Origin of the sequence: Pararhodobacter aggregans, assembly GCF_003075525.1 — a bacterium.
GTDB lineage: Bacteria > Pseudomonadota > Alphaproteobacteria > Rhodobacterales > Rhodobacteraceae > Pararhodobacter > Pararhodobacter aggregans.
In genome coordinates this window covers 240,772-266,162 of record NZ_QDDR01000009.1, presented here as the reverse complement: position 1 = coordinate 266,162, position 25,391 = coordinate 240,772, and the positions used below count along the sequence as shown (strand labels likewise).

General features: G+C 68.1%; 23 protein-coding genes and 1 pseudogene. 10 read left to right on the top strand and 14 right to left on the bottom strand.

The window, feature by feature from the left end; translation table 11 throughout:
* A pseudogene (locus DDE23_RS17540) lies at nucleotides 1-125 on the bottom strand (electron transfer flavoprotein subunit beta/FixA family protein); the annotation flags it as partial.
* Nucleotides 126-351: 226 nt separating this feature from the next.
* On the opposite strand from DDE23_RS17540, the gene DDE23_RS17535 reads away from it, so the two are divergent.
* On the top strand, nucleotides 352-1,218 hold the full coding sequence (locus tag DDE23_RS17535) for a hypothetical protein (protein ID WP_107753476.1): 867 nt from the start codon (nucleotides 352-354) through the stop codon (nucleotides 1,216-1,218).
* Here DDE23_RS17535 and DDE23_RS17530 read toward each other — a convergent pair.
* The 7 genes from DDE23_RS17530 to DDE23_RS17500 form a co-directional block, all read right to left on the bottom strand.
* Nucleotides 1,215-1,787, bottom strand: a complete 573-nt coding sequence (locus tag DDE23_RS17530; RefSeq protein WP_107753474.1) for a cob(I)yrinic acid a,c-diamide adenosyltransferase — start codon at nucleotides 1,785-1,787, stop codon at nucleotides 1,215-1,217. The genes DDE23_RS17535 and DDE23_RS17530 overlap by 4 nt on opposite strands.
* 3 nt (nucleotides 1,788-1,790) lie before the next feature.
* Nucleotides 1,791-1,994 (bottom strand): twin transmembrane helix small protein, encoded by a 204-nt coding sequence (locus tag DDE23_RS17525; RefSeq protein ID WP_107753500.1) that lies wholly within the window; start codon nucleotides 1,992-1,994, stop codon nucleotides 1,791-1,793.
* Between the two features lie 84 nt (nucleotides 1,995-2,078).
* Nucleotides 2,079-2,915 (bottom strand): SDR family NAD(P)-dependent oxidoreductase, encoded by an 837-nt coding sequence (locus DDE23_RS17520; RefSeq protein WP_107753472.1) that lies wholly within the window; start codon nucleotides 2,913-2,915, stop codon nucleotides 2,079-2,081.
* Nucleotides 2,912-4,306 carry a sigma-54-dependent transcriptional regulator gene (locus DDE23_RS17515; RefSeq protein WP_107753470.1) on the bottom strand — a complete coding sequence of 465 codons (1,395 nt, stop codon included), beginning with the start codon at nucleotides 4,304-4,306 and terminating at the stop codon, nucleotides 2,912-2,914. Before DDE23_RS17515 ends, DDE23_RS17520 begins: the two co-directional genes overlap by 4 nt.
* Complete coding sequence (locus DDE23_RS17510) at nucleotides 4,303-4,602, bottom strand: Hpt domain-containing protein (protein ID WP_157958062.1); 300 nt, start codon at nucleotides 4,600-4,602, stop codon at nucleotides 4,303-4,305. Before DDE23_RS17510 ends, DDE23_RS17515 begins: the two co-directional genes overlap by 4 nt.
* A 225-nt stretch (nucleotides 4,603-4,827) precedes the next feature.
* Complete coding sequence (gene prpE / locus DDE23_RS17505) at nucleotides 4,828-6,720, bottom strand: propionate-CoA ligase PrpE (protein WP_107753466.1); 1,893 nt, start codon at nucleotides 6,718-6,720, stop codon at nucleotides 4,828-4,830.
* Between the two features lie 225 nt (nucleotides 6,721-6,945).
* Entirely contained in the window at nucleotides 6,946-9,240 is a 2,295-nt protein-coding gene (locus DDE23_RS17500) for an NADP-dependent malic enzyme (RefSeq protein ID WP_107753464.1), read from the bottom strand.
* Between the two features lie 137 nt (nucleotides 9,241-9,377).
* Here DDE23_RS17500 and DDE23_RS17495 point away from each other — a divergent pair, with 137 nt between their 5' ends.
* The 7 genes from DDE23_RS17495 to DDE23_RS17465 all read left to right on the top strand — a co-directional run bounded on the left by DDE23_RS17495 (nucleotide 9,378) and on the right by DDE23_RS17465 (nucleotide 16,210).
* Nucleotides 9,378-10,466, top strand: coding sequence for a cupin domain-containing protein (locus tag DDE23_RS17495; RefSeq protein WP_107753462.1), 1,089 nt, complete (start codon nucleotides 9,378-9,380; stop codon nucleotides 10,464-10,466).
* A gap of 209 nt (nucleotides 10,467-10,675) precedes the next feature.
* Complete coding sequence (locus tag DDE23_RS17490) at nucleotides 10,676-11,080, top strand: cytidine deaminase (RefSeq protein ID WP_107753461.1); 405 nt, start codon at nucleotides 10,676-10,678, stop codon at nucleotides 11,078-11,080.
* Entirely contained in the window at nucleotides 11,080-12,381 is a 1,302-nt protein-coding gene (locus DDE23_RS17485) for a thymidine phosphorylase (protein ID WP_107753459.1), read from the top strand. Before DDE23_RS17490 ends, DDE23_RS17485 begins: the two co-directional genes overlap by 1 nt.
* Nucleotides 12,378-13,589, top strand: coding sequence for a phosphopentomutase (locus tag DDE23_RS17480; RefSeq protein ID WP_107753457.1), 1,212 nt, complete (start codon nucleotides 12,378-12,380; stop codon nucleotides 13,587-13,589). The genes DDE23_RS17485 and DDE23_RS17480 overlap by 4 nt, the downstream gene beginning before the upstream one ends.
* Nucleotides 13,586-14,584, top strand: coding sequence for an adenosine deaminase (locus tag DDE23_RS17475; protein ID WP_107753455.1), 999 nt, complete (start codon nucleotides 13,586-13,588; stop codon nucleotides 14,582-14,584). Before DDE23_RS17480 ends, DDE23_RS17475 begins: the two co-directional genes overlap by 4 nt.
* Nucleotides 14,581-15,213 (top strand): uracil phosphoribosyltransferase, encoded by a 633-nt coding sequence (gene upp, locus DDE23_RS17470; RefSeq protein WP_107753453.1) that lies wholly within the window; start codon nucleotides 14,581-14,583, stop codon nucleotides 15,211-15,213. The genes DDE23_RS17475 and upp overlap by 4 nt, the downstream gene beginning before the upstream one ends.
* 67 nt (nucleotides 15,214-15,280) lie before the next feature.
* Entirely contained in the window at nucleotides 15,281-16,210 is a 930-nt protein-coding gene (locus DDE23_RS17465) for an SPOR domain-containing protein (RefSeq protein WP_107753451.1), read from the top strand.
* Here DDE23_RS17465 and DDE23_RS17460 read toward each other — a convergent pair whose 3' ends face one another.
* The 3 genes from DDE23_RS17460 to DDE23_RS17450 all read right to left on the bottom strand — a co-directional run bounded on the left by DDE23_RS17460 (nucleotide 16,211) and on the right by DDE23_RS17450 (nucleotide 19,521).
* Nucleotides 16,211-16,645: a PACE efflux transporter gene (locus tag DDE23_RS17460; RefSeq protein WP_107753449.1), complete on the bottom strand. Its 435-nt coding sequence runs from the start codon at nucleotides 16,643-16,645 to the stop codon at nucleotides 16,211-16,213. It abuts the gene before it with no gap.
* Nucleotides 16,646-16,767: 122 nt separating this feature from the next.
* Nucleotides 16,768-17,790 (bottom strand): hypothetical protein, encoded by a 1,023-nt coding sequence (locus DDE23_RS17455; protein ID WP_107753447.1) that lies wholly within the window; start codon nucleotides 17,788-17,790, stop codon nucleotides 16,768-16,770.
* 108 nt (nucleotides 17,791-17,898) lie between these two features.
* Nucleotides 17,899-19,521 (bottom strand): AMP-binding protein, encoded by a 1,623-nt coding sequence (locus tag DDE23_RS17450; protein ID WP_107753445.1) that lies wholly within the window; start codon nucleotides 19,519-19,521, stop codon nucleotides 17,899-17,901.
* Nucleotides 19,522-19,601: 80 nt separating this feature from the next.
* Between DDE23_RS17450 and DDE23_RS17445 the strand changes: the two genes are divergently transcribed.
* The gene (locus DDE23_RS17445; protein ID WP_107753443.1) at nucleotides 19,602-20,513 is read left to right on the top strand and encodes a DMT family transporter; all 912 of its coding nucleotides are present in this window, start codon (nucleotides 19,602-19,604) and stop codon (nucleotides 20,511-20,513) included.
* Nucleotides 20,514-20,656: 143 nt separating this feature from the next.
* Entirely contained in the window at nucleotides 20,657-21,352 is a 696-nt protein-coding gene (locus tag DDE23_RS17440) for a Hint domain-containing protein (protein ID WP_157958061.1), read from the top strand.
* 141 nt (nucleotides 21,353-21,493) lie between these two features.
* Here DDE23_RS17440 and DDE23_RS17435 read toward each other — a convergent pair whose 3' ends face one another.
* Genes DDE23_RS17435 through DDE23_RS17425 form a run of 3 tightly spaced genes read right to left on the bottom strand, consistent with a single transcriptional unit; the run spans nucleotide 21,494 to nucleotide 25,391 of the window.
* Nucleotides 21,494-23,689 carry a 3-hydroxyacyl-CoA dehydrogenase NAD-binding domain-containing protein gene (locus tag DDE23_RS17435; RefSeq protein WP_107753440.1) on the bottom strand — a complete coding sequence of 732 codons (2,196 nt, stop codon included), beginning with the start codon at nucleotides 23,687-23,689 and terminating at the stop codon, nucleotides 21,494-21,496.
* Nucleotides 23,686-24,180, bottom strand: coding sequence for a cupin domain-containing protein (locus tag DDE23_RS17430; RefSeq protein WP_107753438.1), 495 nt, complete (start codon nucleotides 24,178-24,180; stop codon nucleotides 23,686-23,688). Before DDE23_RS17430 ends, DDE23_RS17435 begins: the two co-directional genes overlap by 4 nt.
* Nucleotides 24,180-25,391 (bottom strand): acetyl-CoA C-acetyltransferase, encoded by a 1,212-nt coding sequence (locus DDE23_RS17425; RefSeq protein WP_107753437.1) that lies wholly within the window; start codon nucleotides 25,389-25,391, stop codon nucleotides 24,180-24,182. Before DDE23_RS17425 ends, DDE23_RS17430 begins: the two co-directional genes overlap by 1 nt.

Below are 25,391 nucleotides of genomic sequence, written 5' to 3'. Positions count from 1 at the left end.
GCGATCTCGTCGAAGGGGTTCATCGACATCTTCACGTTCGCAAGGTCAACACCAGACCCGTCCGCCTTCACGCGAACCTTCACGTTGTAGTCGATAACCCGCTTCACGGGCACCAGGATTTTCATGGGCGTCCTCTCCCTTTCTCGTGGTCCGTCCGGCCGGGGCCGACGGGCGCATGGCTGCTGCCCCGTTTCCTAGCCTCTCTGCGGCGCGGAAAACAGGGGAAAAACGACCCTCGACCGCCGAGGGACGCCGCGTCGGCCTGCTGTTAGCGGCATCGTGAGCGGGCGCGGTTGAACCGGGTGCGGGGCCGGGGCGACCCATGGCAACGCAAGCCGAAAGGGACTTCCGATGGCGACCCTGACCGAAAGCGACCTCGACCACGCCCTGCGGGTGCTGCAGGGCTTCGCCCCCGACCGCCTCGGTCCGCTGGCGCTGATCTGCACCTGTGACCAATGCCTGCCGCCCGAGGTTCTGCTCTGCCTGGAGACACGGCCGCTTGCCGCCATCCCGCCCGAGGCGGTGAGCCACTGGTTCGCCGCGGCGGCCGCGCATCACGCCGACGGGCGGCCGATCGGTCCTCTGTCCACGGATCGCGCCCAGGATCACGCGGCCGAGGGATTTGCCATGCTGGTCAAGGTGCTTGAGGCGCTGGCGGCCGAGATGCTGCAGGCGGGGCCGGGCCTGTCGGCGCTGCGCCGCGACTGGTGGTTCGTCGAGCCCGCCGCCTGGACCCGGCGGTTGCTGGCCTGCGGCCTGCCGGGGGCGCTGCCGGAACCGGCGCGCCGGGCGCTCGACCGCGCCTTGATGGCGCTGGTGGACGAGGCGCTGGCGACGGGGTCGGCCCGGCTGCTCGACACGCTCGAATACCTCGGCACTTTCGGCCGGGGCCTGCCGGCGCTGATGGCCTGGGTCGAGGATCAGCCGCTCAGGGCGCAGCTGTCGTTCTGGGCGCAGGTTCTGGCCGGGCGCGCCTGCGCCCCCGACGCCCGCGCCGGTCGCAGTTGGGAGGATTTCCGCACCGCCACGCGGATCATGCCCCGAGCGATGGCCGAGCGGATGAACCTGGCGGTGATGAACCCGCGGCTGGGGGATCTGATGTTCCGCGCGGCGCTGCGGCTCAGGGATCCGATGAGCCGCGAGATGGCCGAATGCGGCTATGTGCTGTGGGAGAATTCGGTGGCGGCGATGCGTCTGCCCGCCGGGCCCCGCGGTTAGCGGTTCTTGCCCGGCACCCAGAGCACATCGCCCGCGCCGTTGCCGTTGGCCGCGCGCGAGGCGACGAAGAACCAGTCGGACAGCCGGTTGAGGTATTTCACCGCCGCGGGGTTGGTGTCGCCTTCGCGCGCCAGCGCCACGGCCAGCCGCTCGGCCCGGCGGCTCACGGTCCGGCACAGGTGCAGATGCGCGGCCAGCGCCGAGCCGCCCGGCAGGACGAAGCTGCGCAGCGGCGCAAGCGCCGCGTTCATCGCGTCGATCTCGGCTTCCAGCCGGTCGACCTGCGCGTCGATGATCCTGAGCGGGGGGTATTCGGCCGTCGCATCGCCCGCCAGATCGGGGCGGCACAGGTCCGCGCCCAAATCGAAGAGGTCGTTCTGGATGCGCATCAGGGCCGCATCCATCTCGCCCCCGGCATGGAGCCGGGCCATGCCGACGGTGGCATTCGTCTCGTCCACGGTGCCGTAAGCCTCGACCCGCAGGTCGTCTTTCGGCACGCGAAAGCCGTTACCCAGCGCGGTATCGCCCTTGTCGCCGGTGCGGGTGTAGATCTTGTTCAGCACAACCATCTGTCAGCCCCTCGACCGCAGCCAGGCATAGGTGACGATCAGCACCACGGCGACGAATTGCGCGCCGAGCCGCCAGCGCATGATCTTGTTGGCGTTGCGCTTGTTGAACTCGCCGCCCTTGGCGAAGCTCCCGATGCCGAACATCAGGATGGCCAGCACGATCAGCGAGGCGATCGCGGCGGTGATGAACAGGGGGTCGGTCAGCAGCATGGGGCCCTCCGGGGTCTGGGTGCCGTCAGCCTTTCGTTTAGCGCAGCGCGCGGACAAAGGCAGCAGGCAAAGCGCCGCGCCCTATTGCCGCGCAAGAAAGCGCGCGACCCAGCGTTCAGGGAACAGACGCATGACGACGCCCATCACCCTGGTGGGCGTCGTCACCTTGTAGCTGGGGCGGGGCGAGGGATGGTCAAGGGCGGTGATGAGCGCCTTGGCCACCGCCTCGGGGCCCAGTTCCCAGCGGTCCTTGGGGCCGGGCTGGTAGAGGCGGCGCAGAAGGTCGCCTTCGTATTGCGCGCGGCGCGGGCTGGCGCGCCAGTCGACCCAGCGCTCGAAATGCGGGATCGAATTGACCCGGATCTTCGAGGTGACGGGGCCGGGCTGGATCAGCACCACCTTGATCGGCGTGTCCGACATCTCCAGCGCCAGAATGCGCGTCAGCCCCTCCAGCGCGAATTTGCTGGCGCCGTAAGCGCCGCGCCAGCGGTAGGGGACGAAGCCCAGCACGCTGGAACAATTGACGATCCGCCCGTGGCCCTGCGCCCGCATCACCGGGATCACCCGGCGCGTGAGTTCATGCCAGCCGAAGACATTGACCTCGAAAATCTCGCGCAGGGCCTCGGTCGGCAGATCCTCGACCGCGCCGGGGCAGGCGTGCGCCCCATTGTTGTAAAGCGCGTCCAGCGTGCCGCCGGTGGCAGTCAGAACCTCGGCCAGCCCGGACTCGATACTGGCGGGATCGGCGTAATCGAGGCGCGGGCTCTCGAACCCTTCAGCGCGGAGGCGGGCGCAATCCTCTTCCGACCGGCACGAGGCAAAGACCCGCCAGCCGCGCGCGCGCAGCGCCTGCGCGCAATGATAGCCGATCCCGGACGAGGCACCGGTAATCAGGATCGAACGGCTGGCAGGGGTCATTTCTTGCGGTCGGCCTTTTCCCACGCTTCCCGCTTGCGATAGAGGGTCGAGGCCGAGACGTCCAGTTCGCGCGCCGCCTTCGGCACCGAATCGCCATGGCGGGCCAGCGCATCCTCGATGACGATCCGCTCGATCTGGGCCAGCGTGCGGCCGCTCAGATCCAACATCGTCACCTGAGGCCGTTCCTCGGGTGCCGGGGCCGGGGTCGGTCGGTCGGCCAGCAGATCGGGCGGCAGCATCTCGACCGTGACCTGTGGCCCCTCGTTCAGCACGACAACGTTGCGCAGGACGTTGATCAGCTGGCGCACGTTGCCCGGCCAGGGCAGCGAGCGGAACAGGTCCTTCACCCGCGGCGCCAGCGAGGTGAAGACATGCCCCTCCTCGCGCGCCATCTGCACGATCAGCCGCTCGGAAATCTCGATCACATCCTCGCCGCGGTCGCGCAGCGGTGGCAGATGGACCGGCACGACGTGCAGGCGGTAATAGAGATCCTCGCGGAAGCGGCCGCGGCGGACCTCTTCCAGCGGGTTGCGGTTGGTGGCGCAGATGATCCGCACATTGACCTTGCGGGGCTTGGTCGCGCCGACCGGCGTGATGGTCGAGGTCTGCAGGAACCGCAGGAGCTTGGTCTGCAGGTTCAGGTCCATCTCGCAGATTTCATCGAGGAACAGCGTGCCCCCGTCCGCTGCCGCCGCCGCGCCGATCTTGTCGTTGATGGCGCCGGTGAAGCTGCCGCGCAGATGGCCGAAGACCTCGGATTCCAGCAGGTCCACCGGGATCGCGCCGCAGTTCAGCGCCACGAAGGGACCGCCCGCCCGGGCCGAGGTCTGGTGCACCGCCTCGGCGCAGAGTTCCTTGCCGGTGCCGCTTTCGCCGGTGATGAACACCGTCGCCATCGAGCGCGCGACGGAGCGGATCTTGTCGTACACCTCCAGCATGGTCGGCGAATGGCCGATGAAGGGCGCCAGCACCGGCACCGCCGAGACATCGCGCGGCGCCTGCGGCCGGTGGCGCAGCGCCTTGCGCGCGTTCTCGATCGCGGCCAGCAGGCGCTGGTCGTCGAAGGGTTTGACCAGGAATTCATGCGCGCCCGCGCGCATCATCTCGACCGCCTTGTTGATCGAGCCATTGGCGGTGATGACGATGACGCAGGTCTGCGGCGCCTCGCGCAGGATGTCTTCCATCACCTCGAGCCCGGTGCGGTCGGGCAGCATCAGGTCCAGCAGCACGATCTGCGAATTGAGCCGGTGGAAGGCGGCCATGCCCTCGGCCGCGGTGCCGCAGCATTCGACGGCATAGCCCGCCCGCATCAGCGCCGCCCGGTAGATCATTTGCAGCGAGGGCGTATCCTCGACCAGGAGGATCGTTTCGGAATCTGGTTTCAAGGTCATGGGCGAGGCGTGTCCGCGACAACCTCAGCCAGAGAGATCAGCACCGCCGAGATTTCGGCCTTGAGCGGCGCTGTCACCGCGGCCAGCGCGACGGTGGAAAGACCCTGGGCCACCGCATCGACGCTGCGCGCCATATCTGCCAGGCGCGCGGCACCGACGGTCGCGGCCAGGCCCTTGAGTTCGTGCGCGGCACGGCCGACCTCGTAAGGCGTGCCGTCCTCCAAGACGGCCCGCAACCGCGCGAAATCCGCCTCGAGCTGCGCGCCGAGGGCGGCACGCAACGTTTCATCACCCATGGCGAAGAGGGCTTCTAACACAGCCCTGTCAAGGGCCGGCGGCATGGTGTCTGGCGAGCCCATGAGAAAGCAGTCTTCCATAGTCGTTTGTTATTACTCTTTTTACCGATACACGCCTTAGATTGCGGCGGAACGGGGACACAATCAAGGGATGAAATCCACCAACGGATGCAAGACGCCCCGTCGGCGGTGCGGCGGGGCGTCGTGAACACGTGAAATTTTGCTTCAGCTACGGGCATATCCCAGTGTTTGGAGTGCCGTGCGAATTTCCTCCAGAATGGCCGGATCGTCGATCGTCGCCGGCATCTTGAAGGCCTCGCCATCGGCAATCTTGACCATCGTGGCCCGCAGAATCTTTCCCGAGCGGGTTTTGGGCAGCCGGTCGACGACGCAGGCCAGCTTGAAGGCCGCCACCGGACCGATCTGGTCGCGCACCAGCCCGACGCATTCCTTGACGACCTCGGCATGGGGGCGGTTGATACCCTTGTTGAGGCACAGGAAGCCCATCGGCAGCTGGCCCTTCAGCTCGTCCGCGACGCCGATCACCGCGCATTCGCCGACATCGGGATGCGAGGCCAGCACCTCTTCCATGGCGCCGGTCGACAGCCGGTGCCCGGCGACGTTGATGACGTCATCGGTGCGGGCCATGATGTAGACATAGCCGTTGTCGTCGATATAGCCCGCGTCGCCCGTTTCGTAATATCCCGGAAAGGTGTTGAGATAGGATTTGCGGAACCGCTCTTCGGCGTTCCACAGGGTCGGCAGCGTGCCGGGGGGCAGGGGCAGCTTGATGGCGATGGCGCCCAGCTGACCGGCGGGCAGCGGGTGACCGCCCTCGTCCAGCACCTGCACGTCATAGCCCGGCATGGCGACGGTGGGCGAGCCCACCTTGACCGGCAGCAGCTCGATCCCCATGGGGTTGCCGGCGATGGCCCAGCCGGTCTCGGTCTGCCACCAATGGTCGATGACCGGCACGCCCAGATGCTGCTGCGCCCATTCGATGGTGGCGGGATCGGCCCGTTCGCCGGCGAGGAACAGCGCCTGCAGGTTCTTCAGGTTGTATTCCTTGATGAAACTGCCCGAGGGATCCTCGCGCTTGATCGCGCGCAGCGCGGTCGGCGCGGTGAAGAAGCTCTTCACCTTGTGGTTCTGGATCACCCGCCAGAAGGTCCCGGCATCGGGGGTGCCGACGGGTTTGCCCTCGAAGACGATGGTGGTGGCCCCGGCAATCAGCGGCCCGTAGCAGATATAGGAATGCCCCACGACCCAGCCCACGTCCGAGGCGGCCCAGAACACGTCGCCCGCCTCGATCTTGTAGAGGTTGGTCATGGTCCAGTTCAGCGCCACCAGATGCCCGGCGGTCGGCCGGATCACGCCCTTGGGCTGGCCGGTGGTGCCCGAGGTATAGAGCACATAGGCCGGGTGATCGCCCGAGACCGGGACGCATTCGGCGGGCTCGACCCCATACTGGAAGGTGTGCCAGGCGACGTCCCGGCCCTCGATCAGCTTGGCCACTTCCTGTTCGCGCTGGAAGATCACCGTGAAGGCGGGTTTGTGCTTTGCGCCGTCGATGGCGGCATCCAGCAGCGGCTTGTAATGCACCACGCGGCCGGGTTCGAGGCCGCAGGAGGCGGCGATGATCGCCTTGGGCTTGGCGTCGTCGATGCGCACCGCCAGCTCATGCGCGGCAAAGCCGCCGAACACGACCGAATGGATGGCGCCGAGACGGGCGCAGGCCAGCATCGCCTCCAGCGCCTCGGGGATCATCGGCATGTAGATGATGACGCGGTCCCCCTTTTCCACGCCCTTGGCCCGGAGCGCCCCGGCGAGGCTGGCCACCCGGTCGCGCAGCTCGCGATAGGTGATGCCCTTGGTGGAATGGGTGATCGGGCTGTCGTGGATGATCGCCAGCTGTTCGCCGCGCCCGGCCTCGACATGGCGGTCGACCGCGTTCCAGCAGGTGTTGACCTGCGCGTCCTTGTACCATTCGTAGAGGGGGGCATTCTCGGCGAAGAGCGCGCGCGACGGGGCCGACACCCAGTCGATCGCCTGCGCCTGTTCCATCCAGAACCCTTCCGGGTCGGTGATCGAGCGGCGATACACGTCTGCGTAGCTCATGAAAACATCCTCCTCATCCTGCGCCTGAATTACGCCTCTCGCAGCGCGTCACGCAACTCTGTTACCGAATGTCAGCAAGGATGCAGGTGCAGAAATTTGCAGAACAGGACCGAATGTCGCAGCAAACCTTTGCAAATCTGGCCGAGATCGGCCCTGAAAGCCAAGAGGAGAGGCAGGTTTGCAAACCGGCCTCTCCTCTGTCTTTGCAGCTGTCGCGGCCTCGACTCAGCCGTAATGCGACACCGGGGTCCCGGCGATGGCCGCCACGTTCAACAGGCCGCGGGCGGTGATCGAGGGGGTGACGATATGCGCCCGGTTGCCCATGCCCATCAGGATCGGCCCGACCTCCAGCCCCTGCGCGCGGGTCTTGAGGATGTTGCGCACGGCGCTTGCCGCGTCGGTATTGGCGAAGACCAGCACGTTGGCCGCCCCCTCCATCCGCGATTGCGGCATGATCCGCTCGCGCACCGCCGGGTCCAGCGCCGAATCCACATGCATCTCGCCCTCGTATTCGAAGTCGAGGCCCATCTGGTCGAGGATCTCCAGCGCGTCCCGCATCCTGCGGCCCGAGGTGGTGTCCATCGTGCCGAATTGCGAATGCGAACACAGCGCCACTTTCGGCACCACGCCAAAGCGCCGCGCATGGCGGGCGGCGCCGATCACGTTGTCGGCGACCTGCTGCGGGGTCGGTTCGGGGTTCACCTGGGTGTCGGCGATGAACAGCGGCCCGGCCTCGGGCAGGATCATCAGGCTCAGCGCGCCGACCGGGCGCAGCCCGTCACGGGCCAGCACCTGCCGGACGTAGTTCAGATGCCACGAGAATTGCCCGAAGGCGCCGCAGATCAGGCTGTCGGCCTCGCCCCGGTGCACCATGATCGCGCCGATGGCGGTGGTATTGGTGCGCAGGATGGCGCGTGCCGTATCCGGGGTGACGCCGCGCCGGGCCATCAGCCCGTGGTACGTCTCCCAGTAATCGCGGTAGCGGGGGTCGTTTTCCGGGTTCACCACCTCGAAATCGCGGCCCGGCTTGATCGGCAACCCGTAACGCTCCAGCCGCCGCTCGATCACCTCGGGGCGGCCGATCAGGATCGGCACCTCGGTGGTTTCCTGCAACACGGCCTGGGCCGCGCGCAGCACGCGCTCATCCTCGCCCTCGGCAAAGACCAGCCGGCGCGAGGCGGCGCGGGCGGCCTGGAACACCGGCCGCATCAGCAGCGCCGAGCGGAACACCGAATGGTCGAGGCTGTTCTTGTAGGCCGCGAGATCCTCGATCGGCCGGGTGGCGACGCCCGTCTCCATCGCCGCCTTCGCCACGGAGGAGGCGACGACGCCGATCAGCCGCGGGTCAAAGGGCTTGGGGATCAGGTAGTCGCGCCCGAAGGTCAGCGTCTCGCCCTGATAGGCCGCCGCCGTCTCGGCCGAGGTCGTGGCGCGGGCGAGTTTCGCGATCCCCTCGACGCAGGCCACTTCCATCTCGTCGTTGATGGTCGTGGCGCCGACATCCAGCGCGCCGCGGAAGATGAAGGGGAAGCACAGGACGTTGTTGACCTGGTTGGGGAAATCCGACCGTCCGGTGGCCATGATCGCGCCCGGGGCCACGGCGTGCACCTCGTCCGGCATGATCTCGGGCGTGGGGTTGGCCAGCGCGAAGATGATCGGATCGGCGGCCATCTGCGCCACCATCTCGGGGTTCAGGACCCCCGGGCCGCTGAGGCCCAGGAACAGGTCGGCGCCCTCGATCACCTCGGCCAGGGTCCGCTTGTCGCTGGACTGGGCGAAGGCGGCCTTTTCCGGGTTCATGTCCTCGGTCCGGCCCTCGTAGACCAGCCCGTGGATGTCGCACAGCCAGACATTCTCGCGCTTGACGCCGAGTTTCAGCAGCATGTTGAGGCAGGCGATCCCCGCCGCCCCGCCGCCGGTCGAGACGACCTTGATATCGGCGAATTCGCGGTTCGAGAGTTTCAGCGCATTGACCGCCGCGGCGCCCACGACGATGGCGGTGCCGTGCTGGTCGTCGTGGAACACCGGGATCCCCATCCGCTCGCGGCAGATCCGTTCAACGATGAAGCAATCGGGCGCCTTGATGTCCTCAAGGTTGATGGCGCCGAAGGTCGGTTCCAGCGCGCAGACGATATCGGCCAGCTTGTAGGGGTCGGGCTCGTTCAGCTCGATGTCGAAACAGTCGATATTGGCGAATTTCTTGAAGAGGACCGCCTTGCCCTCCATCACCGGTTTTGACGCCAGCGCGCCGATATTGCCCAGCCCCAGCACGGCGGTCCCGTTCGAGACGACGGCGACCAGATTGCCGCGGCTGGTATAGCGCGCGGCGGTCGAGGGGTCGGCCTTGATCTCGAGGCAGGCCTCGGCCACGCCCGGCGAATAGGCCAGGCTCAGGTCGCGGCCGTTGGCGAGCGGCTTGGTCGCCCGGATCTCCAGTTTCCCGGGCTTGGGGAATTCGTGGTAGAACAGCGCCGCGGCCCGCAGCGCCTGCCTCGCCTGTTCCTTCTGAGACTCGCTCATCGGCACCTCCTCAAATTTGGTTCAGCCTTAAACCATTTCCGGAAAAACGCCAGTGTCCGCTTGCGGCTGGTGGCGTAAACACGCTCTGGACTTCGGCCCCGGCGCTGCGCAGACTGCCCGCGACAAGGGGGTGAGCCATGACCGAAACCCGGGCCGAGATCCGCCTGCCGACGCAGGAATTGCGCAACGACCTGCCGTTCTATACCCGCGAGCTGGGCTTCCGGCTGGACATGATCTATCCGGCCGACGACCCGTCGGTCGCCGTGCTGTCGGGCCATGGGCTGCGGCTGAGGATCGAGAAGGGCGCGCCCGAGGCCCCCGGCACGCTGCGGCTCTTGACCGACGATGCCGCCCGGCTGGCCGGGCCGCGCGTGCTGACCGCGCCGAATGGCACGCGGGTCGAGATCGACGATCTGAACCCGCCGCTCGTGCTGCCCGAAACCGACCATGCCTTCGTCGTCCGCCGCCTGGCGGATCAGGCGCCCTGGGTGGTGGGGCGCGCGGGGATGCAGTACCGCGACCTGGTGCCCTCGCGGCTGGGGGGCGCGATGATCGCCAGCCATATCCGCATTCCGGACGGCGGGCCGGTGCCGGACATGGTGCATTTCCACCGCGTCGGCTTTCAGCTGATCTTCTGCGTCAAGGGCTGGGTCGATGTCCTTTACGAGGATCAGGGCGGCATGCGCCGCCTCAAGGCCGGCGATTGCTTCATCCAGCCGCCCGAGATCCGCCACCGGGTCTGCGAGGCCTCGGACGGGATCGAGGTGATCGAGATTGGCGTCCCGGCCGACCATATCACCGAAATCGACCACGTGATGACCCTGCCCACGCCGCAGCAGCGCCCCGACCGCGAGTGGCAGGGCCAGCGTTTCGTCCATAACATCGGCGCCGAGGGCCGTTATCATCCCTTCCGCCTCCCCGGGTTTCAGGCCCGTGATACCACGATTGACCAGAATACGCGCGGGGTTGCATCGGTCATGGTTGCACGCCCCGATGGCGGCCCGACCGTCTGGACGCGGCACCGGGGCGACATCCTGTTCACCTATGTCATGGCGGGCGGCCTGACGCTGGAGGGCGAGGGCAAGGAGCCCTTCCGCCTGGCCGAGGGCGATGCCTTCGTGATTCCCCCGGGCCTCGCCACCCGCTACGCCGATCCGACCCCGGATCTGGAACTGCTGGAGGTCACGCTGCCCGGCAAGCCGGACACCGAAATCCTGCCGGAGTGACTCTTTCCCGGCGCCCGCCCTTTCATTCTGCCCCAAATACGCCCTTGCCCGCGTGACACGGGCGCCTCGGCCAAGGGTCCGCGCCTGCCCGGCCCCCCCCCTCGCCCGCCTCTCCGCCGAGGCCGCGGCGGGGGCGCGAGCGAGGGGTTGCATCGCCCGGCGGGCTGGGCAAAGCTGGATCAAACGGTCAAACTTAGCCGGGAATCCCCATGAATCCTCCCCAGGACCTGCTCGAAGCCGCTCTCGCCGTCCGTGAGAGGGCCTATGTCCCCTATTCCCGCTTCAAGGTCGGCGCCGCGATCCGGGCCGGGTCGGGGGTGATCTATCCCGGCTGCAACGTCGAGAACGTGGCCTATCCCGAGGGCACCTGCGCCGAGGCCGGGGCCATCGCGGCGATGATCGCGGGTGGTGACACGCGCATCGCCGAGATCGTCGTTGTCGCCGATTCCGAGACGCCCACCACGCCCTGCGGGGGGTGCCGCCAGAAGATCCGCGAATTCGCCGGGCCCGAGGCGCGGATCACCATGGCCACGCTCGACGGGTCGGCCATGACCATGACCATGACCGACCTGCTGCCCGGCGCCTTCGGTCCCGAACACATGGACCGGGCCTGATGGATTCCCGCGCGGTCATCGAATCGGTACGCGACGGGCGGGCCTCGCCCGAGGGGATGGCCTGGTTCGCGCGCGGGCTGGCCAGCGGCAAGGTCACCGATGCCCAGGCCGGGGCCTTTGCCATGGCGGTCCTGCTCAAGGGCGTGCCCGAGGATTGCCGCGTCGCCCTGACCCGCGCCATGCGCGATTCGGGCGATGTGCTGACCTGGGATCTGCCCGGACCGGTGGTCGACAAGCATTCGACGGGCGGGGTGGGGGATTCGATCAGCCTGCTGCTGGCCCCGGCGCTGGCCTGCTGCGGCGCCTATGTGCCGATGGTCTCGGGCAGGGGGCTGGGGCATACCGGCGGTACGCTCGACAAGCTGGAAGCGATCCCGGGGTACAATGTCGACGTCTCCGAGCCCCGGCTGCGGGCCCTGATGCGCGAGACGCGCTGCGCCATCGTCAGCGCCTCCAACCGCATCGCCCCCGCCGACAAGCGGCTTTACGCCATCCGCGATGTGACCGGCACGGTGGAAAGCCTCGACCTGATCACCGCCTCGATCCTGTCCAAGAAGCTGGCGGCGGGCTTGCAGGTGCTGGTCCTCGACGTGAAACAGGGCTCGGGCGCGTTCCTGCCCGGGGTCGATCAGGCCCGGGCGCTGGCCCGCTCGCTGGTCGATACGGCGAACGGGGCGGGCTGCCGGACTTCGGCGCTTATCACCGACATGGACCGCCCGCTGGCCCTGACCGCCGGCAATGCGCTGGAGGTGGCCGAGGTGATGGACACGCTGACCCTGCGGGCGCCTTCCGCCCGGCTGCTGGACCTGACCTGCGCGCTCTCGGGCGAGGTGCTGTTCCTCGCCAAACTGGCCCCCAGCGCCGAGGCGGGCGCGGCGAAGATCCGCGCCGCCATCGAGGACGGCAGCGCCGCCGAGCGGTTCGGCCAGATGGTCGCGGCGCAGGGCGGCCCCGCCGATTTCGTCGAGCGTTACGCGAACCTTCTGCCCGAGGCGCCGGTGATCCGCGAGGTTCCGGCGCCCGGCCCCGGCATCGTCGCCGCCATCGACACCCGCGCCGTCGGCACGGCGGTGGTGCATCTGGGCGGCGGGCGGCTGGCGGGGGGCGACGCGGTCGATCCGCGCGTCGGCTTCTCGGCGCTGGCCGAGCCCGGCGCCTCGGTCGGCCCGGGCGCGCCGCTGGCCATGGTCCATGCGGCCAGCGAAGCGGCGGCCGAAGCGGCCATCGCCACGCTGCAACAGGCCTATCGTCTGGGCGAGGCGCCCGCGCCGGTGGCTCTGGTGCAGGAGCGGGTGGCATGACGCGCGCGTTCCTCGTGGTCCTCGATTCCGTTGGCTGTGGCGGGGCGCCGGATGCGGCGGCCTTCTTCAACAACGGCCATCCCGATACCGGCGCCAATACGTTGGGCCATATCGCCGAAGCCTGCGCTGCGGGCCGGGCCGAGGAGGGGCGCAGCGGCCCCTTGCGCCTGCCGGTGCTGGACGGGCTGGGGCTGGGCCGGGCGATTGCCGCGGCCTCGGGCCTGCAGGCGCCGGGGCTGGGGGCTAAGCCGCAGGGGCGCTGGGGTGCCGCGACCGAAGTGTCGAAGGGCAAGGACACGCCGTCCGGCCATTGGGAACTGGCGGGCGTGCCGGTGCCCTGGGACTGGACCTATTTCCCCAAGACCGAACCGGCCTTCGACGACGCGCTGGTGGCCGAGGTCTGCCGGCTGGCGGGGACCGGGGGGATCCTGGGCAATTGCCACGCCGCGGGGCTGGCGATCATGGAGCAGCTCGGCGCCGAGCATCTGAGGACCGGCTGGCCGATCTGCTACACCTCGGCCGACAGCGTGTTCCAGATCGCCGCGCATGAGGAGGCTTTCGGTCTGGAGCGGCTGATCCGGCTCTGTCAGGACCTCGCGCCCCTCCTGCACGCGCGCCGCGTCGGCCGGGTCATCGCCCGGCCCTTCGTCGGCGAGCCGGGCGCCTTCAAACGCACCGGCAACCGCCGCGATTTCGCCATCGAGCCGCCCTCGCCCACGCTGATGGACTGGGCGCAGGCCGACGGGCGGGTGGTCCATGCCGTGGGCAAGATCGGCGATATCTTCAGCCACCGCGGCATCACCCATCTGCACAAGGGCAAGTCGGACGCCGATCTGGTGGCGCATATGCTGCGGCTGGCGGATCAGGCCGAGGAGGGCTCGCTCACCTTCGTCAATCTCGTGGAATTCGACAGCCTCTATGGCCATCCCCGCGATGTCTCGGGCTATGCCCGGGCGCTGGAGAGCTTCGATGCCAGGGCGGCGGAGTTCCTGGCCCGGCTGCGTCCCGGCGATATCGCCCTCTTCACCGCCGACCACGGCAACGACCCGACCTGGACCGGCACCGACCACACCCGCGAACGGGTGCCGGTGCTGGTGCATGGCGCGGGCGCGGGCGAGATCGGGCTTTGCGCCTTTACTGATGTTGCGGCTTCGGTCGCCACCCACCTTGGGCTTCGGGAAACCGGGCCCGGAAGGAGCTTCCTGTGAGCGAAAAGATCGACCCCGCCCTGCCCAAGGTGGAACTGCACCTGCATTTCGAAGGCGCGGCGCCGCCCGCCTTCATCCGTGGGCTGGCCAAGGAGAAGAACCTCGATATCTCGAAGATCTTCACCGAGGACGGCGGCTATGCCTATCGCGACTTCTGGCATTTCCTGGAGGTCTACGAGGCCGCGACCTCGACCCTGCAGACGCCCGAGGATTTCCACCGCCTGTGTCTGGCGGTGCTGGAGGACCGGGCGCGGGACGGGGTGGTCTATGCCGAGACCTTCCTGTCGCCCGATTTCTGCGGCGGCGGCGATGTGTCGGCCTGGCGCGAATACCTGCACGCGATCGAGGAGGCCGCGGCCATCGGCCAGCGCGATTTCGGCATCACGCTGAAGGGCATCGTCACCGCCATCCGCCATTTCGGGCCCGAGAAATCCCGCCCCGCGGCGATCTGCGCGGTCGAGACGAAGGGCGATTTCCTGACCGGCTTCGGCATCGCCGGGGATGAAAAGATGCACCATCCGAAGGATTTCACCTGGGCCTTCGACTGCGCGCGCGAAGCGGGGCTCCGCCTGACCGCGCATGCCGGCGAATGGGGCGGGGCGAAATCCGTCCGGGATGCGCTCGATTACCTCAAGCCCGAACGCATCGGCCATGGCGTGCAGGCCATCGACGATCTGGCGCTGGTCGACCGGCTGGCCGAGGATCGCGTGGTGCTGGAGGTCTGCCCGGGCTCAAACGTGTTCCTCGGCGTCTATCCGAGCTTTCCGGCGCATCCCGTCGACAAGCTGCGCGAGCGCGAGGTGATCGTCACGCTGTCGACCGACGATCCGCCCTTCTTCCGCACCACGCTGGTTCAGGAATACGAGGCGCTGGCCAAGGCCTTTAGCTGGACAGAGGCGGATTTCCGCGCCATCAACGCCGATGCCGCCCGTGCCGCTTTCTGCGATGCGGCGACCAAGGACCGCATTCTCCAGATCATCGAGGGCCGCGCATGACCGAAATGTTGACCGTCGTCACCCATCCGCTGGTGCAGCACAAGCTCAGCATCATGCGCGACAAGGACACGTCCACCTCCAAGTTCCGGCAGCTCTTGCGTGAGATCTCCATGCTGCTGGCCTATGAGGTGACGCGCGACCTGCCGATGACCACGGTCACCATCGACACGCCGCTCTGCCCGATGGACGCGCCGATGCTGGAGGGGCGCAAGCTGGCGCTGGTGTCGATCCTGCGGGCGGGCAATGGCTTGCTGGACGGGATCCTGGAGCTGATCCCGGCGGCGCGGGTCGGGTTCGTCGGCCTCTACCGCGACCCCGAGACGCTGCAACCCGTTGAATATTACTGCAAGCTGCCGCCGGATCTGGACCAGCGCTGGACCATCGTCGTGGACCCGATGCTGGCCACCGGCAATTCCTCGGCCGCGGCGGTGGATCTGCTGAAAAAGGCGGGGGCGAAGAACATCCTCTTCATGTGCCTGCTGGCCGCGCCCGAGGGCGTCCAGCGCATGCACGAGGCGCATCCCGATGTGCGCATCGTCACCGCGGCACTGGACAGCCATCTCAACGATCACGGCTATATCGTCCCCGGACTAGGGGATGCGGGCGACCGGATGTTCGGGACTAAATAAGGGGCGTTTACCCTTTACTCTGCCGAATCGGCGTAGCATCCTTCCGGCGGGCAACAGGGGGTTCGCCATGGGTATCAGGATGCTTTCGGCTGCGGCGCTGGCCGCCCTGGTCTGCGCCACCGCCGCCGGGGCGCAGAGCGCGCGCATTCCGGCCGAGGTTCCGCCTGCGGGCTATTCCGACTCGCAATATGTCGATTCGAACGGCTGCGTCTTCGTGCGCGCCGGGTTCAACGGCACGGTGACCTGGGTCCCGCGCTATGGCAACGACCGCCAGCCGATGTGCGGCTTCATGCCGACCAATGGCGCAGGCGCCACGCAGGTGGCCGAGACCGCGGTGCAGCCCCCCGCCGCGCCGCCGCCGGTGACCGTGTCCGCGCCGCCCGCGCAGGTCGGCAGCGGCATCCGCGTGCGGACCTCGGGCGGGGTCGAGGCCGAAGTGCTGGCGCCGCCTCGCAGCCGCAGCCGGGCACCCGCCACCGCTTATGCCGCGCCGCGCGCGCCGGTCCTGCCGGAGCCCGCCGCGCCACAGGTCACCTTGTCGGACAGCCAGGGATACGCCACCGGGCGTCGGCGCGACGGGCTGGGCCGGGCCTTCTGCGGCCTCAACCCCTGCGTCACCGCCGGCATGCCGGGCTTCATGCATGGCGCCAATGCGACCGAGCCGCGGGCGCGAAGCCCGCAGCCGACCGTCTCGACCATGGGCACCTCCGCCGCGGTTGACAGCCGCCCGCAGGCTGGCGGCGGGCTGCAGACCGGCGGCGGGCGGATGACCAACGGCCAATATGTACAGGTGGGCGTCTATGGCTCGGCCTCGAACGCCAGCGCGGCGGCGGCCAATCTGCAGGCCAACGGCATGCCGGTGGCGATGGCCCGCGCGGTGGCGGGCGGCAGCGAATACCGGGTGATCCTGGCCGGGCCCTTCGCCGATGCGGGGCAGGTCAGCGCCGCCCTGCGCCATGCCCGCGCGCTGGGCTACAGCGACGCGTTCATCCGCTGATCAGGCCTCGGCCTTCCGCTGCCATTCGGGCAGCGGAAAGAGCCGGTCATAGCCCCAGTTGAAGCCGAAGGCATAGACCAGGTAGAACAGCGCGAAGGACAGGTCCATCACCAGCGCCTGCCAGAGCGTGACGCCCAGATACCACGCTATGAAGGGCAGCAGCACCAGCAGCAGCCCGCCCTCGAACAGCAGCGCATGCAGGATCCTGAGCGGCAGGGTCTTCAGGGTGGTGCCCCGCGTCCGGCTGAGCGTCAGGTCGAAGACCCAGTTGTAGAGCAGGTTCCACAGCGTCGCCAGCGTGGCGCTGACCACGCCCACGACGCCGATATCGTGCATCGGCATGCCGAAGGCGGCGGCCCCCAGCGGCACGACGAGCAAGAGCGCGATCAGCTCGAAACTGACGGCGTGGCGGAAACGATCGAGGGGGGAACGCATGGCAACCTCCGATGCGGCTGCCGGGTCGTCCCGGCCAGAAGCCCGTCAGGGGGAGGTCGTCCTCGCCTTGCCGATATAGGCAGGGCGGGGCCGGCGTCAAGTCCGGGGCGGCTTGGGCGGGATCAATGGGCGCAGATCGCCTGAACCGTCAGCCATTCGCCGTCGCTCAGCAGGCGCTCGGCGGCACGGGGCTGGGCGGGCCGGTCGGCCAGTGCCTGGGACAGGGCCTGACGGCCCTCGGGCAGGGACATGGCATAGGGCAGGGGCGAGACGCCGATCTGGTCCAGCGCCTCGCCCAGGGCGGTGGCGCGGGGCAGGGCGGCGGGGCGCTGCAGCCGCTGGATGGCGTAGCCACGCAGCGAGTCCTCGGGCAGGGTGCCGGTGGTCAGCAGGGTCAGCGTGGCCCGCGTGCCCGCCGCCGACAGCAGATCCAGCAGCGGATCGGTGGCGGCGCGGGCCTGCGCCTCGGCCAGCAGGTAGCCCGCCAGCGCCTCGGGACTGTCCAGCCGCGAGACCAGCGCATCGCCCAGCACGATCAGCTGGCCCGGCAGATGCGCCGCCTCCAGCCCGGGGATCCCGGTCATCACCACCACCCGCCAATCGCTGCCCAGCACGCGGTTGCGCAGCGTGGCCAGCGATTGCCGCCCGTCGGGATCGGCGCAGACCCGTTCGCTGGAGGCGCTTTCGAAGATCATGTCCAGCGCCTCGCGGCCGATCTGCACGCGCGCGGCCTCGGGGACGATGGCGGCGGTGCGGGCGACCAGCACGCCCGGCAGCCAGAGGAACCCGGCCAGCGCCAGCGCCACCACGCCCGCGCCCAGACCCAGCCTGAGCCAGCGCATCGGCGGCTTGGGGCTCAGCGCGGCGCGGATCGTTTCCAGCGCCTCGATCAGCAGGGCGTCGTCCAGTTCCAGCGTCTCGCTGTCGCCGTCGCTGAGGGGGGTATAGACCGCGGGCCGCGTGCCCTTGTTCATCCGCACCACGGCGGGCAGCGACCAATGGCTCAGCGCCTGGCCGGATTTGGTATCGGCGATAATCAGGCTGGAATCGCCCAGCGACACGACAACATCGCGCCGCTGTTCGTCAGGGCCCGCCCGCCAGACGCCCGACCCTTCCAGCCGCGCGTATTTATCAAGCGCCGTCATGCCTCAACTGCCGCCCGGTTTTTGTTCTTTGGCTTTGGTGCCCATGCTACCCGAGGAGGCCCCGCCGCGCCAGTGCCGGGCGCTCATTCGGCGCCCGGCCCGCCCGGATCACAGGGTTTTGGCCAGCGCGCGCAGTTCGAACTTCTGGATCTTGCCGGTCGAGGTTTTGGGAAGCTCGTGAAAGATCACCCGCTTCGGCGTCTTGAACCCGGCCAGACGCTCGCGGCAGAAGGCGATCAGCTCGGCCTCGGTCGTGGCCATCCCCTCCTTCAGCTCGACGAAGGCGCAGGGCACTTCGCCCCATTTGTCGTCCGGTTTCGCCACCACCGCGCAGAGCGAGACCGCCGGATGGTGGGCCAGCGCGCCCTCCACCTCGACGGAACTGACGTTCTCGCCGCCCGAGATGATGATGTCCTTCGAGCGGTCGGCGATCTTGATGTAGCCATCCTCGTGCATGAAGGCGATGTCGCCCGAGTGGAAATAGCCGCCCTTGAAGGCTTCCTGCGTGGCCTCGGGGTTGCGGAAATAGCCTTTCATCACCCCGTTGCCCCGGTGCATGATCTCGCCCAGCGCGGCGCCGTCGCGGGCCACCGGCTGCATGGCCCCGTCCAGCACGGTGATCTCCTCCATGAAGGGCATTTTCACCCCGGTCCGTGCCTTGACCGCCGCGCGCTGGTCGGCGGGCAGCGCCTCGAACCCCTCGTGCCAGGTGCATTCGGTGGCCGGGCCATAGGTCTCGGTCAAGCCGTAGACCTGGGTCACGTTGAAGCCCAGCGGCTCGATGGCGGCCAGCGTCGCGGCGGGGGGCGGGGCGCCGGCGGTGAAGACCTCGACCACATGGTCGAAGGGCAGGCGGTCTTCGGGTTTGGCGGCGACGATTGTGTTCAGCACGATCGGCGCGCCGCCGAAATGGGTGGCGCCCTCGACCGCGATGGCCTGATAGACGCCTTTCGCGGTGATGTCGCGCAGGCAGATGATGGCACCGCCCAGCGCCGGGATCATCCAGGGATGGCACCAGGCGTTGCAGTGGAACATCGGCACGATGGTCAGGTAGCGCGGGTAAAGCGTCATGCGCCAGCTGATCGGTTGGGACAAGGTGGCGAGATAGGCGCCCCGGTGGTGATAGACCACGCCCTTGGGCCGCCCGGTGGTGCCACTGGTATAGTTCAGCGCCAGCGATTCCCATTCGTCCTCGGGCATGATCCAGGCGAAATCGGCGTCACCCGAGGCGACCAGATCCTCATAAACCATGTGCCGCCCGCTGGGGGCGACGCCCGCCTGCGGGTCCGGGACTTCAACGATCTTCGGCCCGCCGCCGATGATGATGCAGGCGCGCTCGGCCAGTTCGACCAGCGCGCTGTCGACCAGCGCCACCTTGGCCCCGCCGTGTTCGAAGATATAGGCGACCGTATCCAGATCGAGCCTTGTGTTGATCGCGTTCAGCACCGCCCCCGCCGCCGGGACGGCGAAATGCGCCTCGGCATGGCTGGGCACGTTGGGCAACAGCGTCGCCACCACATTGCCGGGCTTCACCCCCAGTTTCGCCAGCGCCGAGGCCAGTTTCGTCACCCGCGCATGGTAGTCCGCATAGGTCCAGCGCTGGTTGCCATAGACCAGCGCCTCGCGCCCGGCGAAAAGGTCGGCGGCGCGCGCCAGATGCGAGAGCGGCGTGAGCGGGACATAATTCGCCCGGCATTTCCCAAGCCCCGATTCGTCTGCCAGCCATCCCATGGAGTTCCCCCTTGCCAAGGTGTTGCGCTTCTGCTTCGCCATTGTGGCGGCAGTTCGCGCCGTCGGAAAGGGGCCACGGCATGTCTGCCACCACGCTCAATCGAACGCGCGCGGCGCTGCTGGCGGTGCTGGGCTATGCCCTGCTGATCGGCTTTACCGACAATTTCGTGCGCCTCGTGGCCGAGGAGGTCGGGCTTTGGCAATTCCACGCCCTGCGCACCGCCATGGCCGTGGTGCTGTTCGCGCTGGGCGCCCGGCTGTTCGGGCTGCAACTGGCGCCAAAGCGCTGGGGGCCGATGATCGCCCGCTCGGCGATCCACGCGGCCGCGATGCTGGTCTATTTCGGTTGCCTCGCCTTCCTGACCGTGGCCCAGACCGCGGCCGGGCTTTTCACCGCGCCGATCTTCGTGCTGCTCTTTTCGCGCTTCCTGTTTGGCCATGCTCTGGGGCCGGTCCGCATCGCCGCCGTGGCGCTGGGCTTTGTCGGCGTGGTGCTGGTGCTGCAACCCGGCTCGCAATCGCCGCTGGGCTGGGCCAGCCTGTTCCCGGTGGTGGCAGGCGCGCTCTATGCGCTGGGCAACCTCGCCACCCGCGAATGGTGCGAGGGCGAAAGCGCGGCCTCGCTGACGCTGGGGTTCTTCGTGGCGCTGGGGCTGGCGGGGCTGGCGGGGATGGGGATCCTCGCCCTCTGGCAACCCGCGGTGCCCGAGGGGGCGGCGGGATTCATCCTGCGCGGCTGGGTCATGCCCTCGGGCATGGTGCTGTTCTGGACCTTCGTGCAGGCCTTGGGTTCGACCCTGGCGGTCAGCCTGATGGTGCGGGCCTATCAGCTGGCCGATGCAAGCCGCGTTTCGGTCTTCGAATATGTGATCCTGCCGATCTCGGCGCTATGGAGCTGGATCCTCTGGGGGCAGACCATCACCCTGATCGCGGTGCTGGGCATGGGGCTGATCGTCGGCGCCGGGGCGATGATCGCGCTGCGCAACCGCTGAGGCTTCGGCCAATTGTGGCGGGATGCGTCGGGGGTGAATAGCAATTACCTCAATTTTTCCCTTTTTGGTCCCCGTCTTCGCCACGGGCGCCCCGCCATATGGTCCCATCGAAACGCAAAACGCGTCCGATGGAGGGACCGACAATGTTGCATTCTCTGATTGGTGGTTCGGTAGGTGTTGGGAAGTGTGTCCCGTTTTCGTTCGCGGATCGCGGCAATCTCTGGCCGTCGACCCCGGTTGACGGGTTTGCCCCGGCGCAGGCCCAGCACGATGCCGCGGGTATCGCCCAGGGGCTGATCGCGGGCACGCTGGTCGCCACCGAAACCGGCTGGCAGCCGGTCGAGGATCTGCAACCCGGCGACCGCATCGTGACCTTCGATCACGGGATGCGCCCGCTGCGCGCCGTGCGGATCAGCACGCTCTATACCGCCGCCGAGGCTGCGCCGCAGCGCCTCTGGCCGCTGGCGATCCCGGCCGGGGTGATGGGCAACCGCTCGGACCTGCGGGTGCTGCCCGACCAGCCGGTGCTGATCGAATCGGACGCGGCCGAGGCGCTTTACGGCGACGCTTTCCTCATGCTGCCGGTCGGGGTGCTGGACGGCTATCGCGGCATCACCCGGGTTCCCCCGGCGCGGGAAATGACCGTGGTGGCGCTGGAATTCGACAATGACGAAGTGGTCTATGTGAACGGCACGCTGCTGGCACAATGCCCGGCGCCCGAGGTGGCGACGACCGAGGGCCAAATCGCGCGCCTGCGCGGCGCCACGCCGCTGCGCTATCAGCGGCTGACCGAACAGCAGGGCCGCCGCCTGATCGAGGCCATGCATCTGGGGGCCTGAGGCCGCCCTGCGTTTCCTCCCTCCATGGAACGCCAAACGCGCGGCATCCTGCGATGCCGCGCGTTTTTCGTGGGGCGGGGATGCCCCGCCGTCCGAGGCTCGTAGGGTGGGATTTCATCCCACCCCGTGCCGACCCCGGCCTTACGCCGCGACCGTCACCGCTTTCGGCCCGTAGAAGGTCTCGCCCGTCTCGGCCATCTTGCGCAGCAGCGCCGGGGCCTTGAACCGCGCGCCGAACTTCGCTTCCAGCCCGTCGCAGATCGCTACGGCCTGTTTCGCGCCGATGATGTCGAGCCAGCCGAAGGGACCGCCCGACCACGGCGCGAAGCCCCAGCCGAGGATGGCGCCGACGTCGCCCTCGCGGATGTCCTCCAGCACGCCCTCTTCCAGCGCCCGGACCGCTTCCAGCACCTGCGCCATCATCAGCCGGTTCTGGACTTCCTCCAGCTCGGCGCCTTCCAGCGCCGGATACTTGTCGTTGAAGCCCTGCCAATAGCCCTGACGCTTGCCGGTCTCATCGTAGTTGAAGAACCCGGCCTTCGACTTGCGACCCAGACGGCCCTCGTCGACCATCCAGAACACCACCTCGTCCACCGCGCCATCGGGGTAATCGTTGCCCATCGCCGCCTTGGTCGCCTTGGCGATCTTGGCGCCCAGATCCAGCGAGGTCTCGTCGACCAGCGTGATCGGCCCCACCGGGAAGCCCAGCAGCTGCGCCGCGCGGTCCACCATCGGCAGCGGCACGCCCTCGGCCGCCAGCCGCATCCCCTCGTTGATGTACGGAATGATGCAGCGGTTGGCGTAGAAGAAGCGCGCGTCGTTCACCACGATCGGGGTCTTGCGGATCTGGCGGACGTAATCCAGCGCCTTGGCCACGGCGCGCGGGCCGGTCTTGGCGCCCTTGATGATCTCGACCAGCAGCATCTTGTCCACCGGCGAGAAGAAGTGGATGCCGATGAACTGCTCGGGCCGGCTGGAGGCCGCGGCGAGCGAGGTGATCGGCAGGGTCGAGGTGTTGGAGGCATAGATCGCCGTCTCCGGGATCACGGCTTCGGCCTTGGCGGTGACTTCCGCCTTGACCTTCGGGTCCTCGAACACCGCTTCGACGATCAGGTCGCAGCCCGCAAGATCCGCGTAATCGGTGGTGGTCGTGATCTGGCCCAGCACCTTGGTCTTCTTCTCCTCGGTGACCTTGCCGCGCTTCATCCCCTTGTCGAGGATGCCGGTGGAATAGGCCTTGCCCTTCTCGGCCGCCTCGAGGGTCGAATCCAGCAGCACCACCTCGATCCCGGCCACGGCGCTGACATAGGCGATCCCCGCCCCCATCATGCCCGCGCCCAGCACGCCCACTTTCTTCACCTTCTCATCCGGCACGTCGGGCCGGTTCGCGCCCTTCTCCAGCGCGCCCTTGTTGACAAAGAGCGAGCGGATCATCGCGCTGGACGAGGGGTTCATCAGCACGCTGACGAAATGCCGCGCCTCGATCTTCAGGGCGGTGTCGAAGGGCACCTGCAGCCCCTCATAGACCGCGCTCAGCAGCGCCTTGGCCGCCGGATAGGCGCCCCAGGTCTGGGCATGGACCATGACCGAGGCCCCGACGAAGGTCGGGAAGCCCGCCGCCGAATAGGGCGTGCCACCCGGCACCTTGTAGCCCTTGGTGTCCCAGGGCTTCACCAGATCCGCGTCCTTGGCGCCCAGCACCCAGGCCTTCGCCTTGGCGAGCAGTTCGTCGGCCGGAACCACCTCGTCGATGACACCGGCGGCCTTGGCCTTCTTCGGATCGTTGGCCTTGCCTTCCAGCAGCAGGGGCGCCGCCATCATCGCGCCCAGCTTCCAGCTGAGCCGCGTGGTGCCACCGGCGCCGGGGAAGATGCCGACCTTGATCTCGGGCAGGCCGATCTGCGCCTTGGGATTGTCGGCGGCAAAGATGCGGTGGGTGGAGAGCGGCAGTTCCAGCCCGATCCCCATGGCGGTGCCGGGCAGCGCGGCGGCGGTGGGCTTGCCGCCCTTCTGGGTCTTGCGGTCCATGCCGGCCAGCTCGATTTTCCGCAACAGCGCATGCATCGACATGATCCCGTCGAACAGCCCCTGCGCCGGGTTGTCGCCCGCATTGCTGCGCATGTCGGCCAGCACGTTCAGGTCCATGCCGCCAGCGAAATCCGCCTTGCCCGAGGTGATGACGATGCCCTTCACCGCCGGGTCCGCATGGGCCTTGTCGATGGCCTGATCCAGCTCGCCCAGGCCCTCGAAGGACATGACGTTCATCGTCTTGCCCGGCACGTCCCAGGTGATGACGGCCACGCCGTCCGCGTCCACGTCGTAATGGAATTCGGTCATTTCTGGTCTCCCTTCGGCAGGTCGCGGGGCCCAGCCCAGGCGCTGCCGTCGTGATAGGTGAAGCGGGCGTTGCCGCCCTCCATGTGAATCTGCATGTCGACCTCGGTATAGGTCGCGATCTCGCGTTCGGCTTTCGAGCCGACGACGAGGAACGAGGCCTCGCCGCCCGAGCGGTTGACGAAATGGTGCCCCTCGGCCACGCCCGCCTTCCAGGCGGCGCAATCGCCGGGACGCATCAGTGTCTCGCCGCTGTCTTCGCAGAGGATCAACTCGCCCGTCAGCACGATGGCGAATTCGTCTTCCCGCAGGTGCCAGTGACGCAGCGAGGCCACCGCGCCGGGTTGCAGATAGACGATGTTCACCCCGAACTGCGTCAGCCCCGCCGCCTGCCCCAGACGGTGCGACGAGCGCCCCGCCATCTGGGCATTATAGGGCTCGGGATAGACCGAGCCGGTGCGATAGGGCGTCTGGGCGATGTCGATCTTCGGCATCAGACGCGCTCGATGATCGTGGCGGCCCCCATGCCCGACCCGATGCAGAGCGTGGCAAGGCCGGTGCCCTTGCCGGTACGCTCCAGCTCGTCGAGCAGCGTGCCGAGGATGATCGCCCCGGTCGCGCCCAGCGGGTGGCCCATGGCGATGGAGCCGCCGTTCACGTTGACCTTGGCATGGTCCACGTCGAAGGCCTGCTCGAACCGCAAGACGACCGACGCGAAAGCCTCGTTCACCTCGAAGAGGTCGAGGTCGCTGATCGACATGCCCGATTCCCGCAGGATCTTCTCGGTCACCGGCACGGGGCCGGTCAGCATGATCGTCGGATCGGTGCCGATCTTGGCCGTGGCGCGGATCCGGGCGCGCGGCTTCAGCCCGTATTTCTCGCCGAATTCCTTGTTGCCGATCAGGATCGCGGCCGCGCCATCGACGATGCCCGAGGAATTCCCGGCATGGTGGATATGGTTCACATATTCCAGCTCCGGGTATTTCATCAGCGCGATCTTGTCGAAACCGGGCATCACCTCGCCCATGTCCTTGAACGAGGGCTTCAAGGCGCCGAGGCTCTGCATGTCGGTCTCGGGCCGCATGAATTCGTCGCGGTCGAGGATGGTCAAGCCGTTCATGTCCCGGACGGTGATGACGGATTTGTCGAACCGCCCCGCCGCCCAGGCCGCCGCCGCCCGCTTCTGGCTTTCCACCGCCATGGCATCGGCCATGTCGCGGGTGAAGCCGTATTTGGTGGCGATGATGTCGGCGCTGATCCCTTGGGGTACGAAGTAATTGTCGATGGCGATCTGCGGATCGACGGCGATGGCGCCGCCGTCGGTGCCCATCGGCACCCGGCTCATGCACTCGACCCCGCCCGCGACATAGGCCATGCCGGCCCCGCCGCGGATCTGGTTGGCGGCCATGTTCACCGCCTCCAGCCCCGAGGCGCAGAACCGGTTGATCGAGACGCCGGGCACTTGCTCGTCGAAATCGGAGGCCAGCACGGCAGTCCGCGCCAGACACGCCCCCTGCTCGCCGATCTGGGTCACGTTGCCCCAGATCACGTCCTCGATGGCGCGGGTGTCCAGATCGTTGCGCTCTTTCAGCGCGTTCAGGGCGATGGCCGAGAGGCGCGCGGCCGTGACCTCGTGCAGGCTGCCATCCTTGCGGCCCTTGCCGCGCACCGTGCGGGCGGCGTCATAGATATAGGCGTCGGTCAT

Excerpts from the sequence above, each read along its gene's own strand:
- DDE23_RS17485 (WP_107753459.1), top strand. The coding sequence starts at position 11,080 with ATGGATTCCCGCGCGGTCATCGAATCGGTACGCGACGGGCGGGCCTCG.
- DDE23_RS17450 (WP_107753445.1), bottom strand. The coding sequence starts at position 19,521 with ATGGGATGGCTGGCAGACGAATCGGGGCTTGGGAAATGCCGGGCGAAT.
- DDE23_RS17460 (WP_107753449.1), bottom strand. The coding sequence starts at position 16,645 with ATGCGTTCCCCCCTCGATCGTTTCCGCCACGCCGTCAGTTTCGAGCTG.
- DDE23_RS17500 (WP_107753464.1), bottom strand. The coding sequence starts at position 9,240 with ATGAGCGAGTCTCAGAAGGAACAGGCGAGGCAGGCGCTGCGGGCCGCG.
- DDE23_RS17465 (WP_107753451.1), top strand. The coding sequence starts at position 15,281 with ATGGGTATCAGGATGCTTTCGGCTGCGGCGCTGGCCGCCCTGGTCTGC.
- upp (WP_107753453.1), top strand. The coding sequence starts at position 14,581 with ATGACCGAAATGTTGACCGTCGTCACCCATCCGCTGGTGCAGCACAAG.
- DDE23_RS17425 (WP_107753437.1), bottom strand. The coding sequence starts at position 25,391 with ATGACCGACGCCTATATCTATGACGCCGCCCGCACGGTGCGCGGCAAG.
- DDE23_RS17455 (WP_107753447.1), bottom strand. The coding sequence starts at position 17,790 with ATGACGGCGCTTGATAAATACGCGCGGCTGGAAGGGTCGGGCGTCTGG.
- DDE23_RS17445 (WP_107753443.1), top strand. The coding sequence starts at position 19,602 with ATGTCTGCCACCACGCTCAATCGAACGCGCGCGGCGCTGCTGGCGGTG.
- DDE23_RS17535 (WP_107753476.1), top strand. The coding sequence starts at position 352 with ATGGCGACCCTGACCGAAAGCGACCTCGACCACGCCCTGCGGGTGCTG.
- DDE23_RS17480 (WP_107753457.1), top strand. The coding sequence starts at position 12,378 with ATGACGCGCGCGTTCCTCGTGGTCCTCGATTCCGTTGGCTGTGGCGGG.
- DDE23_RS17435 (WP_107753440.1), bottom strand. The coding sequence starts at position 23,689 with ATGACCGAATTCCATTACGACGTGGACGCGGACGGCGTGGCCGTCATC.
- prpE (WP_107753466.1), bottom strand. The coding sequence starts at position 6,720 with ATGAGCTACGCAGACGTGTATCGCCGCTCGATCACCGACCCGGAAGGG.
- DDE23_RS17495 (WP_107753462.1), top strand. The coding sequence starts at position 9,378 with ATGACCGAAACCCGGGCCGAGATCCGCCTGCCGACGCAGGAATTGCGC.
- DDE23_RS17530 (WP_107753474.1), bottom strand. The coding sequence starts at position 1,787 with ATGGTTGTGCTGAACAAGATCTACACCCGCACCGGCGACAAGGGCGAT.
- DDE23_RS17440 (WP_157958061.1), top strand. The coding sequence starts at position 20,657 with ATGTTGCATTCTCTGATTGGTGGTTCGGTAGGTGTTGGGAAGTGTGTC.
- DDE23_RS17515 (WP_107753470.1), bottom strand. The coding sequence starts at position 4,306 with ATGACCTTGAAACCAGATTCCGAAACGATCCTCCTGGTCGAGGATACG.
- DDE23_RS17430 (WP_107753438.1), bottom strand. The coding sequence starts at position 24,180 with ATGCCGAAGATCGACATCGCCCAGACGCCCTATCGCACCGGCTCGGTC.
- DDE23_RS17520 (WP_107753472.1), bottom strand. The coding sequence starts at position 2,915 with ATGACCCCTGCCAGCCGTTCGATCCTGATTACCGGTGCCTCGTCCGGG.
- DDE23_RS17490 (WP_107753461.1), top strand. The coding sequence starts at position 10,676 with ATGAATCCTCCCCAGGACCTGCTCGAAGCCGCTCTCGCCGTCCGTGAG.
- DDE23_RS17510 (WP_157958062.1), bottom strand. The coding sequence starts at position 4,602 with ATGGGTGATGAAACGTTGCGTGCCGCCCTCGGCGCGCAGCTCGAGGCG.